The 14,182-nt window shown below is 57.5% G+C and carries 9 protein-coding genes; 4 read left to right on the top strand and 5 right to left on the bottom strand.

The genetic code is table 11. The features are described 5' to 3' along the window. The first annotated feature begins 220 nt into the window (after window positions 1-220). The gene (locus tag UH5x_RS07930) at window positions 221-724 is read left to right on the top strand and encodes a hypothetical protein (RefSeq protein WP_047815911.1); all 504 of its coding nucleotides are present in this window, start codon (window positions 221-223) and stop codon (window positions 722-724) included. Window positions 725-781: 57 nt separating this feature from the next. Here the strand turns inward: UH5x_RS07930 and UH5x_RS07935 are convergent, their stop codons facing one another. The 4 genes from UH5x_RS07935 to UH5x_RS07950 all read right to left on the bottom strand — a co-directional run bounded on the left by UH5x_RS07935 (window position 782) and on the right by UH5x_RS07950 (window position 7,573). Then, window positions 782-1,360, bottom strand: a complete 579-nt coding sequence (locus UH5x_RS07935) for an ECF-type sigma factor (RefSeq protein ID WP_047815910.1) — start codon at window positions 1,358-1,360, stop codon at window positions 782-784. Between the two features lie 106 nt (window positions 1,361-1,466). Then, the gene (locus UH5x_RS07940) at window positions 1,467-2,126 is read right to left on the bottom strand and encodes a hypothetical protein (RefSeq protein ID WP_482635329.1); all 660 of its coding nucleotides are present in this window, start codon (window positions 2,124-2,126) and stop codon (window positions 1,467-1,469) included. A gap of 960 nt (window positions 2,127-3,086) precedes the next feature. Continuing rightward, window positions 3,087-3,593 carry a hypothetical protein gene (locus UH5x_RS07945; protein WP_482635330.1) on the bottom strand — a complete coding sequence of 169 codons (507 nt, stop codon included), beginning with the start codon at window positions 3,591-3,593 and terminating at the stop codon, window positions 3,087-3,089. Window positions 3,594-3,736: 143 nt separating this feature from the next. Beyond that, window positions 3,737-7,573, bottom strand: coding sequence for a protein kinase domain-containing protein (locus UH5x_RS07950; protein ID WP_482635331.1), 3,837 nt, complete (start codon window positions 7,571-7,573; stop codon window positions 3,737-3,739). Window positions 7,574-7,820: 247 nt separating this feature from the next. Here UH5x_RS07950 and UH5x_RS07955 point away from each other — a divergent pair, with 247 nt between their 5' ends. The 3 genes from UH5x_RS07955 (at window position 7,821) to hisG (ending at window position 9,837) form a co-directional block, all read left to right on the top strand. Continuing rightward, the gene (locus UH5x_RS07955; protein ID WP_047817170.1) at window positions 7,821-8,333 is read left to right on the top strand and encodes a hypothetical protein; all 513 of its coding nucleotides are present in this window, start codon (window positions 7,821-7,823) and stop codon (window positions 8,331-8,333) included. Between the two features lie 146 nt (window positions 8,334-8,479). Beyond that, window positions 8,480-8,842, top strand: coding sequence for a phosphoribosyl-ATP diphosphatase (hisE, locus tag UH5x_RS07960; RefSeq protein WP_047817166.1), 363 nt, complete (start codon window positions 8,480-8,482; stop codon window positions 8,840-8,842). Window positions 8,843-8,946: 104 nt separating this feature from the next. Then, window positions 8,947-9,837, top strand: a complete 891-nt coding sequence (gene hisG / locus UH5x_RS07965; RefSeq protein ID WP_047817165.1) for an ATP phosphoribosyltransferase — start codon at window positions 8,947-8,949, stop codon at window positions 9,835-9,837. Between the two features lie 1,276 nt (window positions 9,838-11,113). Here hisG and uvrA read toward each other — a convergent pair. Beyond that, window positions 11,114-14,119 carry an excinuclease ABC subunit UvrA gene (gene uvrA, locus UH5x_RS07970; RefSeq protein WP_482635332.1) on the bottom strand — a complete coding sequence of 1,002 codons (3,006 nt, stop codon included), beginning with the start codon at window positions 14,117-14,119 and terminating at the stop codon, window positions 11,114-11,116. Window positions 14,120-14,182 lie beyond the last annotated feature (63 nt).

Here is a 14,182-nt window from a genome sequence, read left to right on the forward strand (position 1 = left end):
GCGGCAACACGGACAATCGTTTCCAGTTCGACATGGCAGCAGCCAACGGTCGGGGTGAGAAAGCCGTTGATTCTACCCATTTTGGTGCTACCAACAGCCAATCGATGAAAGAAGAGACGTCTTCCTCCAGCTCAAAAACGGCGAACCGATCTAGACTCGGACGACCGGAAAACACGAAAGAAGAGCTTGTCCCATTTCATCGATTGGAAAAGGATTTTCCATGGACGAGCCCACCCCTTCGACTTTTGCGTCCGTGCGCGACGGATTTGCCGCCATCCGAGAACTGATCTTGGTCCTGGCAATGCTGGCATTGTTCCTCACGCCCACGACCGTTCGCGAAATCTTGCAAGAGGCGGGAATCCGATCCTTCGCAGGCGTGGAATTTGATGAAGAAACGTTGACCGAAGTCGAGAACGCTGAATCCCGAGTGATCGAACTTGAGACTCAACTCGCTCTGGCTCAATCGCAACTGGAATCCATCGCCAACATTTCGTCCAATCGAGCCGACCCGCGATTGGGTTCCGTTTCCCGACTGCTCGCCAACGCGCAACAGAGTGCGTCCGAGATGAGCGACAGCTTGGGGGAAGCCAAGGGCAAGCAAATCGAACTTTGGCAGCGTTCGGGACGTCCGCCTCGCAGCCACGGCCGCGAAGAGACACCCGACACCGAACAACCTGAAATCGAGCAAGCCTTGATCACCCCGGCAGAATTGTTCAATCGCTGATCGGTTCAATCGCTGAGTTGCCGAACACCGAGATGTTTCGCCGGACCACCGCCGAGTCTACTCGTCGTCATTGCGAAGTTGCTCGAACAGCTTCGCACGCGCCAATCGCCAATCCCGCTCCACGGTCGCGACGCTGATTTCCAGCACCTTGGCGACCTCTTCGTTCGTCAGTCCGGAAAAGAACCGCAACTCGACGACTTCGCGTTGACGGGGGGACGTCGCTTCCAATCCTTCCAACGCTGATTCCAGGTCTTCGTATTGGCAACGGTTGTTGGCTTCGAAGTTATCCAGCACCACATCCAGCGAAGCTCGCTGGTAGTCTCCGCCTCGCTTGTTGGTCCGTCGACGGCGAGCATGATCGATCAAGATCTGCCGCATCGCTCGATTGGCCATCCCGAACATGTACCGGCGATCGGAAACGTTCTTCAGTGCTTCCGTGTCCAGCAATCGCACGCAAGCCTCGTTGACCAGTGCCGTTGCCTGCAACGTGTGATCCGGACGCTCGCCTCGCATCAAGGCACCGGCCATGTCTCTGAGTTCGGACTGCAACGTCACGAACAACTTTTCGCGTGCTTCCTCGTCGCCGTTCTTCACCTGCTGCAACAGCATCGAGACTTCGCTTTCAGGTTGGCCCACGAGACAAAACTCCAACGATCAGACGAGAACGGAAACAACGGAAAGCGAGGTCGGGAGGTGCAATCCCACGACAGCCAAAGCATACTCGCTTTGCGAAGCCGCAAGGCTATCGCCCGATCGCTTCCAAGACGCGGCGTCGAACAGCGGGAGCAAGGTTGCTGCTGCGAACTTCGTCTTCGATCTGGTCGCGTGTCCCTTGATAGCGAAGCCGGGCCGGATGCAAATCCGGAAGATCCAAATCCAGCGAAACTTGATCGCCATTTTGACTGACCGACACGCTTTCGTTGCTGCCAGAAAAGGCGGACGAGGACACCGCCACCCCTGTTCGCCCGGGAAATGCCCACTGACTCATTCGCGGAACAGGTACAGCGAATTGCGAATGGGCGGCTCTGCTGACAGGAGTCATCTGGCCGCGCCGCATCACCAACACAGTCATTCGAGCCAGCTTCGGTGCACCTTCGCGTTCCAACACAGGCCTCCCATCGACAGACATCAGCACATCACCTCGCTGGAGCCGAAAGGGAGCGTCTTTGGATTCGACGACTTGTTCGACGACCAAACCGTGGCCGGGTGCGATCATCGGACAGTGCACCCGCAACAACTCAGGGACAGGAGCAAACTGAACCTTCCACTCTGGATGAAGGGAAGCAGCGACATCGATTTTTGCGGGCGGAGTTCCAATCGCTGGCTGATCGGCACGCGAGGCTTGCAAAGCGAAAACGGATAACCCAAGACAAAGAGCGAAGGCAAGTAGGAGACGTTTCATGAGAGCACCTAGATAGTTGGTGATGGAGATGAATTTTAGGTCGGACCTCATCTGAGGTCGCTGAGGAAAGAGCGTCGGATCCTCCGACGAACATTGATTATTAAGCAGGTACGCAGGTGTCATCGGGTATGTGAGCCGTTTGGCGTTAGCCACGGTTCCCACGCAAAACCGGGGCTAACGCCCAAACGGCTCACAAGGTGAAACCCAATCATTCCTGCGTACCTGCTTAGAGTGTCGAAAAAGTGGGAGTCGTTGGTTGCTGCCCGCGAGTTCAGCCGGCAAACAAGCGTCTTGAGTTATATGAGCCGAAGGGCGTTAGCCTCGGTTGTCAAAAGGTTGGTATTGACACAGCGTTTTCGTGGACAGTTTCTTGGCTGTTACCTCTCCCCTGACGAAGTTGGGGGAGAGGTCGGAGCGAGCGTTCAGCGAGATCCGGGTGAGGGGGCACGCGATGTGTGAAACGAGGCCAAAAAGCCGGTTTGCTGTGAATCGCCCCCTCACCCGAACAGGGCCTCCATCGGCCTGTTCGACCTCTCCCCCAGCAAAGCTGAGGGAGAGGTGACTTGTTGATACGAGGCAAAATCTTGCGTACACCAGAAACGCTGCAACCCCAAAGATTGACAGCCCAGCGTTAGCCCCGGTTGCGCGTGTTAACCGGGGCGAACGCCCTTCGGCTCACTGGGTGAACCCCGATCATTCACTTCTCCCTCCCCCTGCGAGATTCGAGCCAAGCGAGGGGAGAAGCACAACTCCAGCTCAACGGTTCCAATACCGGGTGCGGCTGTTCGACCAAGCTCGGGTGCGGCTGCCAAATCCGCATGTGAGCCGAAGGGCGTTAGCCCCGGTTGCGCGTGTCAACCGGGGCGAACGCCCTTCGGCTCACTGGGTGAACCCCGATCATTCACTTCACCCTCCCCCTGCGAGATTCGAGCGAAGCGAAGGGAGAAGCACAGCCCCAGCTCAACGGTTCCAATACCGGGTGCGGCTGTTCGACCAGGCTCGGGTGCGGCTGCCAAATCCGGTCGACGTGCTGCCACCGTCAATCTGCCCGCGTTGCGTGCCAGTGTTTCGGATCCCCGTGTTCCCACCGGTGTAGATCCGACCATTTCCTTGCGACGTCACACCACCTTGGCTGATGTGGGTTCCGTTGCGTCCGATGGTCATGTTCAGGTTGTGACCGATCCCACCGACTCCGTTGCCGCCCACGCCAATCGAATTCGACAGAGAGATGCCTTTGGGCCCGGCTCCCACGCCAAAGCCATGGCCGAAGTTGGTGCCATTTTTGGAACTGCTCTTCGATTTGGCAAACTTCCACTGGCCGTTCGCGGATGCCCCAGCACTCGCTCCGCCATTGAGAAAATCGACATACGATCCAGCACTCTGTGCCGAGGCGGGTTGGCAAGCGATCGCGACGAACAAGAGAGCAGCGACACCGGACAGGACTTTGAAGTGGACGATCTTGGACATGGTTTTTCTCGCAAGCAGAAGGTTTCAGGAAGTGATTGGAGCGGCTGACTTGCCGCCTCACCAACACTTGCGAGATCCCCTCTCGGATACCCTCACGAAATTCAAAACTTTTCCAAAGACGCCAAAACGTCGCGTTTTGAGGATCAATCTGCGTCGAACACCGTCACCGCCAGATCATCGAGCCAGGCTTCGCCCTCGCCCGCCGAGAGAATCTGAACCTCCATCGGGATGCCCGTCAGCGTCGGATCCGGCGATCGGCCAAAGTAGATTTCAGTCTCAAACTTCCGCCAATCGTAGGTTCCCTCGGCCACGTCCAACGTCACCGGGATTTGTGATCCATCGACGATCAATCGGACAGCTCCCTCGTTCAAATCTCTCGCTTTCGCCCAAACCGAAATGACGCATCGCGAGTTTTCGGGGATCGGAAAAACCTGTTTTGTTCGTCCTCCGATCGTCGGTGTCTCGCCTGCTGGCGGCCGGTCACCGACAATCCGCATCGAATATTCGCCGGTGTGTGCCTGAGACGACGTGACACTGGCCAGCGACCGATACCCTGAATCGTTGATCCACGCGATGCCTCGATCATTGGACCAGTAATTCCATCCGCCTTGTTCAAATCCACCATTGAGCAGCGATGCTCGGTAAGGCCCGGGCGTCTCACCGTCAGCGATCAGCACCTTGGTCGCTCGTGGGAGTTGGTTGATCTCTTTGATCCAGTCCGACAACTGCCGCATCTCTTCCTTTGGCTTCGACGTCTTTGCCCATGCTTTCAACCGATCATACAAGGGGCGTACCGCGCCAATCACTTCGCAACCGGGCTGCGTTTCCAAAGCCACTCGGACTGATTTGGCAGCCTCGGGATATTTCCCGAGAAACGCCTGTGTCCGTCCGATGCCCAACAAACAGGCCGCCTGATGTTCACTCAGCATCGCGAGCTTCGACGCCAATTTGTAAAGACCGAGTGCTTCCTCGTACGCCCCCGAAAGATCCTTGCAAGCTGCGATTCCGTAAGCCGCCCACAAATGGTGGGGATCCAGTTGGTTGGCTTTCGTGAAGTCCTCCGACGCGAGCTTCAATCGCTCGGCGGAAAGATGAAGGATGCCGCGAGCCGCCAATGCGTGAGCCAGCAGGGGCGGCGACAGACCATCGGCTTGTCCCGATTCAAAGAGCTCGTTCAACACCCCTTCAGCCACATCATTTTGCTGGCGTGTCAGATGAACGGAGGCCAGCAACACTCGGTACACGGGCTGCTCTGGATGCAGCAACATCATTTCCTCGGCAAACTGAATCGCATCGGATCGCCCCCGCAAATCTTCTGCCGCGATCAATGCTGAATCCACCACCGGAACCAGAGCCAATGACTGCCGACATGTTTCTAGCAACACGTCGACCGCGAGTTGATTTTGATCGATCGCAGACAGGGTCATGCCATAGACCCAGCCCACCCAAGGCTGTTTCTCGCCGAGCCGGAATGCGTTTTCAGCATCCTGCATGCTCCACAGCAGAAGGTCCTCAATCCGTTCGTCCCGGATCGACGGCTCGACGGACTGGTCCTCCTGCAATAGATCCGCCTGCATCCGATAGAGAGCAGCACGGTCGGCGTAGCCAAAGCAATTGTCTGGATTGATCGCGATGCAGCGGCCAAAGGTTTGGATCGCCAATGAATAGCTTTGCCAATCCAGCTCAGGCTGTTGGATCGCGGAGAAATACTGAAGGTGGCCAAGGGTGAGCTGAGTCCAATAGTGATTCGGACGCAGCGACGCCGACCGTTGAAACAACTGGCGTCCACCTTCCACGGCATCGAGGTTCTTGTAGTTTTTGAACACCACTCGAAACGAGGGGTCCATGGCAGACAGCAAACACATGATGCCGATCTTTTGCGCGTCGGCCGCGTTGCGAGCCGTCCCCAGCTCTTCGCCTTTGACCCACTTGCCATCACCCAAACGGAAGTTCGCGATCCCGCGGTACCAACGCACAGCCTCCGATTGCCGAAACAGCTCCACTCGTTCACTCACAACCTTGGCGGCCTGCGCCTCTGCGATTCCGGCTTTGGTTTGCATCGCCATCCAAGCTTTCCACAAACGCTCCCCCGAATCGGATTGACCATCGGAATGTTTCATCACTCCAAACAACCGAGTGCCAATGGTCTTGACCAACATCCCATCAAGGATGATCCACTGTTGGTAGGTGTCCCAAAGCAGCTGGTCCCTTTGATTCGCCGAAAGATCCTCGTTGGGAAGGTAGTTCCACCAATCGCGTTGCTCCCAAACGCCAAGAGCCTTCACCGCATTCGACGCCGCCATGATTCCCTGCGTGTCACGGCTCATGATCCCAAACTCCTCAGCCTGTTCCGCCAAGTCATAGAACGAGACCAACCGCTGCATACGTTCCGCTTTGGCAACAATCCGCTCGCGGTCGAGGCTGAACTCGGGTTCTTCCTCCAACGTTTTGGAGGCACGTTGCAGGATTCCCAACGCTGACTCGTAGCGACCAAACTCGATCTCGCTGGCCGCGATTTGCCAATCGGAATCAACCGAATTGTGAATCTCGTTCAATCGTCTTTCGTTTGCGATCGTGAGCTGCAACTCCTTTTGGTTGCGTTCCCGTTCGACCTTCAGGCGTTGTGAACTTTGATAACTCCAAAACGCTGCTCCCACAATCGAACCAAACATCAACAACAACGCCGCGACCGCGCCGCTGGTGGCGAGCGTCCGATGCTTTCGCCCCCAACGTCCAATCCGAACCGGCAGCGGATCGTTGAACACTGACACCGATTCATCGCCTAACCAACGTTCCACGTCTGCCGCAAGCGCCGCGGCAGTCGGATAGCGATCCGTTGTCTTCCTCGCCATTGCCTTCAAACAAATCGCTTGCAGAGGTTCTGGCACATTCGCGTCTCGACGACGAGGCGGCGTGACTTCCTCCTGCCGCACCCGTTGCAAGATCTGGCTGACCGAGTCGTCCTGGTGAGGCGGTGATCCCGTTAAAATCTGATACAGGGTCGCCCCCAGCAAATACACATCCGTCTGGCAACCGACCAACTGAACATCGCCGCCGGCCTGCTCGGGACTCATGTACTGGGGCGTCCCAACGGCCCCGCCTGCTCGCGTGTGACTTGAGTCACTGCGGACTGCGGACTCGTCCGATCGATCGATCTCGCCGTCAACGAGTGCGTCCCCCGCCCCTTCCTCCAACTGTTTGGCCAATCCCCAATCCACCACCAATGTCTCACCATAGGGGCCGATCATGATGTTGGCGGGTTTGATATCGCGGTGGATGATCCGCCGGCTGTGGGCATATTCGATCGTGTTGCAAACATCGACGAAGCGATTCAGGATCGTCCGCAACGACCGAGCCTGTTCGCCACCGTCGCCGGCTGACGCGGGCGCAGGTTCATCCTGCAACGAATCACGGTGTTCACGGATGACTTGCCGCAGCGTTTGCCCTTCGATGAACCTCATCGCATAAAAGGGGCGGCCATCCTTCCACGTTCCCATCGCGTAGACCGGAACGATGCCAGGATGTTCCAGTCGGCCGGTGATCTCGGCTTCGCGAAGAAAGCGGGCGTTGGCTTCTTCGTGCCCGTTCCATCGCGGCCGAATTTGCTTGATCGCAACCTCTCGATCCAGTTGCCGGTCGTGGGCCACCAAGACTTCGCCCAAGCCTCCTTCGTCGTGACGGGACAGAATCCGGAACCGAGCGGACTCGTTGACCGAGGCATACTCTTCCGGGATGTCGTCCGTCGCGTCCTCTTGATCGCCCCCGAACGCCTGGATCCGAGGTGACGCGGGCATGAACTTCGAGCGTAAAAAATCATCTTCCTGGGCGGCCTCATCCGCCGCGATCAGTTTCCGTACCTGCTGCAACAGATCACGGTTTTCGCCACATCGTTCCAGCAGATACGCATCGCGGTCCGCGGCTGGGCGATCGATGGCGTCTAGAAAAATGTCTTCCGCGTTGGATGACTGGTCATTGGTCAAAACGATCCCCTCGTTCTTTCAGCGTCACTTCCTTGCGACTTGAATTCGCTCGCAAGTTGCAATCCCCCCGACCGAAGCTTACTCGAATCTCAAGGATCGCCGGCTCCTGTTTGGCAGGCATTTCAGCAACCAAAGAAAAAAAGTGGAAATGAATGAGGGCCCAGCCGAGGGTTTCTCGCAAGGTTCCGGTGAAGACAACAGCGTCCTTCAAAACAACTTCTTGAAACTCTCTCTGAGGATCCCAGCCATGTCCATTCGTCTCTTCGCCATCGCCATCGCAGCGGCCTGCTTGATGACCGCCGAAGCCAGTGCACAAGTCACCGCGAGCAGCTATTCCAACGGCGGCACCGCGATCTCAACCGCCAGCGGACGCGGCAACACCCGACTGAACGCCAGCTCCTACGCCACCAACGGCGGTTACGCCCGAGCCGACATGCGAGGCAGCGGCCGCAACGGTGGGTTCGCCAGCGGAAACAGCACCGCGTACGCCAACGGCGGCGTCGCAATCAGCCAAGGTCGCTCACACGCCAACGGCTGGGGCGCCCGCTCACACGCCAATTCACGTGCGGTCACTCACGGGGGATTCTCGAGAAGCAGCAGCACTGCCAAAGCACTTGGCAACTGGTCCAACGCTCGAGCCAACTCGACGGCAAATTCGTGGTTTGGACGATCCAGCACCAGCCGAGCACGGGCGGTCGACCGTCGCTACTCCCCTCCATCCTCCACCGCGCCCGTGCAAAACGCGGTCATGCCTTGGTAATTCGAAAAAAGGTGTCAGGTACCTTTTCCGAGAAGCCCCAGGGTCATTTCGCGAAAATGTGCCTGACACCCGGTGGGTTCCGATCGCTCCTTGACGGAAGTATGTTCTCAAAAGGCAGCCCACTCCTTCCTTGAAATGGAAATTCCATGCCCGACTCGTTGCTTCCCCTGGATCGTTTGATGGCCACGCTGCGGACTCGTGCCGCGGAACGTCCCGAGGGCTCCTACACCACCAAATTGATGAACGGTGGTGCCGAGGCGATCGGTCGAAAAATCCGAGAAGAAGCCGAGGAGCTGATCGAAGCCGCGGATGAACCCGACGAAGCCGGCCGCCAGCATGCGATCTACGAAGCCGGCGACCTGATCTATCACGCGATGGTCCTGATGGCCTGGCGAGGAATCGAGCTGGACGAAGTCGCCGCGGAACTGGCCCGCCGAGAAGGCACGTCCGGCCTGGTCGAAAAAGCCTCCCGTCCCGCAAAAAAGGACTCGGGCAACGCCGATTCGTGAGCCCGAATGCGGGCGAAACCAAACAGACACCTGCCAAGAATCGAGTCCAGTGATTACTCTTTTTGCCTGTCTGACTTTTTGGCTCTCGATCTTTTTTGGTTCCCATGACGACTTCGGCCCCCCTCGGAAGCAGCCCTGACCCCGACAGCTTTTTGCGTTTGGGGATCCCCAGCAAAGGGCGACTCAGCGAATTGGCAACCGGACTGCTGAACCAAGCGGGATTGAGCTTCCGCCGTCAGAATCGAGGCCTGTTCGCTCGAGTCAGTGGATTACCAATCGATTTGATCTTTTTGCGCACCGATGACATCCCCACGTTGTGTGCCGAAGGCGCCATCGACATGGGCATCACCGGCAGCGACTTGGTGGAAGAAGCCGGGGCAAACGTCGAACAACGCATGGCGTTTGGTGTCGGCCGGTGTCGACTCGCCTTCTGTGTGCCCGATGACGAAGACTACACCGACGCGTCGCAACTGGATGGCAAACGAATTGCCACCAGCTTCCCGCACGTCACCGAGCAATACCTGGCCACCAAAAACGCCAAAGCACATCTGGTGTCCCTGTCCGGCAGCGTCGAAGCCATGATTCGCTTGGGCGTCGCGGACGCAATCGTCGACTTGGTTGAAACCGGCAGCACCCTGGCCGCCAATCGTCTGCGGATCCTCGAAGAAATCGGTCACTACGAAACGGTGCTGATCCAAAACGAAGCACACCGCTGCAAAGAAGTCGCCAACCGACTGGTTTCACGACTCGAAGGCGTCGTCCTCGCACGCGATTATTCGCTGGTCGAATACAACATCCCGCGATCCCAACTCGGTGAAGCCGAAAAGATCACCCCGGGTTTCAACTCACCCACCATCAATTCGCTCGAAGACAAAGATTGGTGTGCGATCCAGGTCATGGTCCGGCGCGGCGAAGTCGTCGAAGTCATGGAACGCCTCAAAGAAATCGGCGCGTCCGGGATCTTCGAGATGACGATCAACAATTGTCGCTTGTAGGTCGACTGCAAACGCGGAACAGTTGTCTTCAACGGTTCCGTCAAGCCACACACAAACACCAAGCCGCGTCCCATCCCAGACGCAGCGTGTCACACCGTTCGCCCAACACCTCGCGACATTGCACACCCAGCCACGCAAACGTTTGAGACAAACGTTCTACTCTCAACAGAGTCGAACAGTTGTCCCCAACTGTTCCGTCTGGCCACACTCAAACACCAAGCCGCGTCGATTCCCAGACGTAGCGTGTCACACCGTTCGCTCAACGCGTCGCGACATTGCGCGCCCAGCCACGCAAACGTTTGAGACAAACGTTCTACTCTCACCAGAGTAGAACAGTTGTCCCCAACTGTTCCGTCTGGCCACATTCAAACGCCAAGCCGCGTCCCATCCAAGACGCAGCGTGTCACACTGTTCGCACAACACCTCGCGACATTGCGCCCCCAGCCACGCAAACGTTTGAGACAAACGTTCTACTCTCACCAGAGTAGAACAGTTGTCCCCAACTGTTCTACTCTGGCCACATTCAAACACCAAGCCGCGTCGATTCCCGGACGCAGCGTGTCACACCGTTCGCTCAACGCGTCGCGACGTTGCACACCCAGCCACGCAAACGTTTGAGACAAACGTTCTACTCTCACCAGAGTCGAACAGTTGTCCTCAACTGTTCCGTCAGGCCACATTCAAACGCCAAGCCGCGTCGATTCCCAGACGCAGCGTGTCACACTGTTCGCACAACACCTCGCGACATTGCACACCCAGCCACGCAAACGTTTGAGACAAACGTTCTACTCTCACCCGAGTCGAACAGTTGTCCCCAACTGTTCCGTCAGGCCACATTCAAACACCAAGCCGCGTCCCATCCCAGACGCAGCGTGTCACACCGTTCGCTCAACGCGTCGCGACGTTGCACACCCAGCCACGCAAACGTTTGAGACAAACGTTCTACTCTCACCCGAGTCGAACAGTTGTCCTCAACTGTTCCGTCTGGCCACATTCAAACGCCAAGCCGCGTCGATTCCCAGACGCAGCGTGTCACACTGTTCGCACAACACCTCGCGACATTGCACACCCAGCCACGCAAACGTTTGAGACAAACGTTCTACTCTCACCCGAGTCGAACAGTTGTCCCCAACTGTTCCGTCTGGCCACATTCAAACGCCAAGCCGCGTCCCATCCCAGACGCAGCGTGTCACACCGTTCGCCCAACACCTCGCGACGTTGCACACCCAGCCACGCAAACGTTTGAGACAAACGTTCTCCTCTGGTCGAACCGCAGTCAAAGCATCCGCCGCAAGATTTGGCCGGTCAAACTGTCGTTGACCGAAGCCACTTCATCGCGAGTCCCGCTGGCAACGATCTGGCCGCCATCCTCCGCCGCACCGGGTCCCACTTCGATGATTTGATCTGCCGCCGCCATCAACATGGGATGGTGCTCGATCACGACCAACGAATGCCCTTCGTCGATCAATGCATCGAAGCACTTCAGCAACCGCGTGATGTCTTCGAAATGCAGTCCGGTCGTGGGCTCGTCCATCAAGAACAAAGTCCGTCGCTTGCTCGATCCCGCGAGGAACGCCGCTAACTTCAAACGTTGTGCCTCACCGCTCGAAAGCGTTGTCGCGGGCTGCCCCAAGGCGACATAGTCCAGCCCGACATCGATCAAACGCTTCAATTTGTTCTGCACCTTCGGCATTTCGCGAAAGAACTCGGACGCCTCCCGGACAGTCATCTCCAGCACATCCGCGATCGTGCGATCTCGATAGCGAACCTGCAACACTTCGTCGCGGTAACGCCGTCCCCGACATTCACCGCATCGCATCGACACATCGGCCAGGAACTGCATGTCGACCGTTTGCACGCCCGCTCCCTCGCACGCCGCACATTGACCGGCCGAGGAATTGAAACTGAAGTGCCCCGGTTTGAAGTTCCGAATCTTGGCATCCACCGTTTCCGCGAACGCTTGCCGGATCGGATCAAACGCTTTCGCAAACGTGACCGGGCAACTGCGAGGACTGCGGCTGATCGGCGATTGATCGACCAACAAACAATCATCAATCGCATGCTCGCCCTGCAACGATCGGAAGGGAAGCGTCCCGGCAACGATGTCCGCCGAAGGAACTTCACCGCGACGTTCGGCCAACCGCGTGGACACGGCACCGAACAAGGTGTCATGGATCAATGAACTCTTGCCGCTCCCCGATCGCCCGGTGACCACGGTCATGCACCCCAGCGGAAACTCCACGTCAATGTCTCGGAGATTGTGCCCGCTCGCACCTGAAAGAATCAATGCACCGGTGGCTGATCGCTCATCCGTCAAATCCAATTGGATCGAACGCTTGCGATTCTTGCCGAGATACCGTCCCGTCAAACTGTCTTTCGTCTTCATCAACTGCTTCGGCGTGCCCTCGAAAGTCACCAAGCCTCCACCAACGCCCGCGCCCGGACCAATCTCAACCACACGATCCGCAAGCTGAATCAGCGTGTCGTTGTGTTCGACCACCACGACGGTGTTGCCACGATCGCGAAGCTTCGTGATCGCGTCGACCAATTGCTCCACATCGACCGGATGCAATCCGGCGGTCGGTTCATCCAGCACGTACAACATGCCAACCAACGTGCTGCCCAACGCCAGTGTCAATGCGATTCGCTGGGTCTCTCCTCCAGACAAGGTTCGCAGCGTGCGATTGAGTTGCAGGTACCCCAGACCGACTTGATCCAAGTAGTGCAACCGATCACGAATTTGACGAACCGGTTCGCTGGCGATCGTGTGGCGACGCTGCTGATCGGCGACCAACAACTCGGCTTGGGTCTGATAGCCGACCATTTTCTCGCGAACCACTTCATCGATTGAACTGGAACCCGCCCCTGAGAGCTTTCCCACGTCCTCACCGAACCACTCGTCTAGAAACCGGTCCAGCTGATCGCACCGCATCGCCAACATTTCTGAAATGTTGTTCCCGCCGACTTTGTACGCCAGCGACTCGGGCTTCAATCGGTCACCACCACATGCCGGGCAAGTCCGATAGCTACGGTATCGCGAGGCAAACACACGGATGTGCATCTTGTATTTCTTGCGATCCAACCACGCGAAGAACCCATTCAAACCACCAAATTTGCGTTCGCGGACACCTTCGTGAATCAGCTTCAGATGCTTCTTCTTTAAACTCGAAAAAGGGACGTCAACGGGCAGGTCATAGTCCTCCGCGAGCGCCAACAACTCCTCCAATTCATGCTGGTACGAAGGAGCATTCCAAGGGGCGATGGCCCCTTCGCGAATCGACTTCGACTTGTCCGGAACGATCCGGTCCATGTCGATCCCGATCACATCGCCAAACCCTTCGCACTCAGCGCATGCTCCCATCGGATGGTTGAAGTTGAACGCTCGTGCGACCGGATCGGGATATTCAATGTCGCAGTGATCGCAACGATGCCGATCGCTGGCGACACGCTGCCGCATCTCACGGCCGTCAACGGACTGCGTGGGCAAGGTTGCGAACAGACCCTCCGCATCGGATTGAAACAACACGACCGCGCGACCATTGCCTTCGGTCATCGCGGTTTCCAACGACTCGGTCCAACGCGACATTTCGGACGACGATGACAGCCGATCGACGACCACGGTCGCCGACACCCCCTTTGATCCAATCCGCTTGGCCATTTTGCTGCGGTCCTCATCGGACAGTTGGAAAGTTTCGCCTTTGAGGATCAGACGCACGAACCCTTCCTGTTGAAGGCCGAGCAAGATCTCTGAGGCAGCTTTCCGGTTCGGCAACCAGAGTTCAAACCCCACAATCGCCCGCTGAACTTTCGCGGCTGGGTCGCTGAGCTGGGCGGCAACGCTTTGAGGACTGTCGATCACAACCGGTTGCCCGCACTGATAACACACCAATTCGGATGCACGTGCGAACAGCAGACGCAGGTGTTCCGCGATTTCGGTCGACGTTGCCACGGTGCTGCGATTGGTTTTGACCACCGAGGCACGAGTGACGGCGATCGCAGGTGGGATTCCGGAAATGCTGTCGCAATCCGGCTTGTCCAGCTGGTTCAGGTATTGCCGCGTGTAGGCAGAAAAACTCTCGATGTAGCTGCGTTGCCCCTCCGCATACAGCGTGTCCAAGGCCAGGGAGGTCTTCCCACTGCCGGAAAGCCCGCAAATGACCACCAATTCCCCGCGAGGGATGTCCACATCGATCTCACGCAGATTGTGAACCCGGCACCCGCGAACCGAAATCGGCTGGCGTGCGACTTTCGGTTTTGATGTTGAACTTTGCCTCGGTCCCATGCTGCATCCACTCACAATTGAACTAAAATATCCGCTCCCCCCAGACCGCCCACCATCCCCGAA

Source organism: Rhodopirellula sp. UH5, assembly GCF_056839225.1.

Coding starts and splice junctions, on each gene's coding strand:
- UH5x_RS07955 (WP_047817170.1), top strand. CDS start 7,821: ATGTCCATTCGTCTCTTCGCCATCGCCATCGCAGCGGCCTGCTTGATG.
- UH5x_RS07930 (WP_047815911.1), top strand. CDS start 221: ATGGACGAGCCCACCCCTTCGACTTTTGCGTCCGTGCGCGACGGATTT.
- UH5x_RS07945 (WP_482635330.1), bottom strand. CDS start 3,593: ATGTCCAAGATCGTCCACTTCAAAGTCCTGTCCGGTGTCGCTGCTCTC.
- UH5x_RS07940 (WP_482635329.1), bottom strand. CDS start 2,126: ATGAAACGTCTCCTACTTGCCTTCGCTCTTTGTCTTGGGTTATCCGTT.
- hisG (WP_047817165.1), top strand. CDS start 8,947: ATGACGACTTCGGCCCCCCTCGGAAGCAGCCCTGACCCCGACAGCTTT.
- uvrA (WP_482635332.1), bottom strand. CDS start 14,119: ATGGGACCGAGGCAAAGTTCAACATCAAAACCGAAAGTCGCACGCCAG.
- hisE (WP_047817166.1), top strand. CDS start 8,480: ATGCCCGACTCGTTGCTTCCCCTGGATCGTTTGATGGCCACGCTGCGG.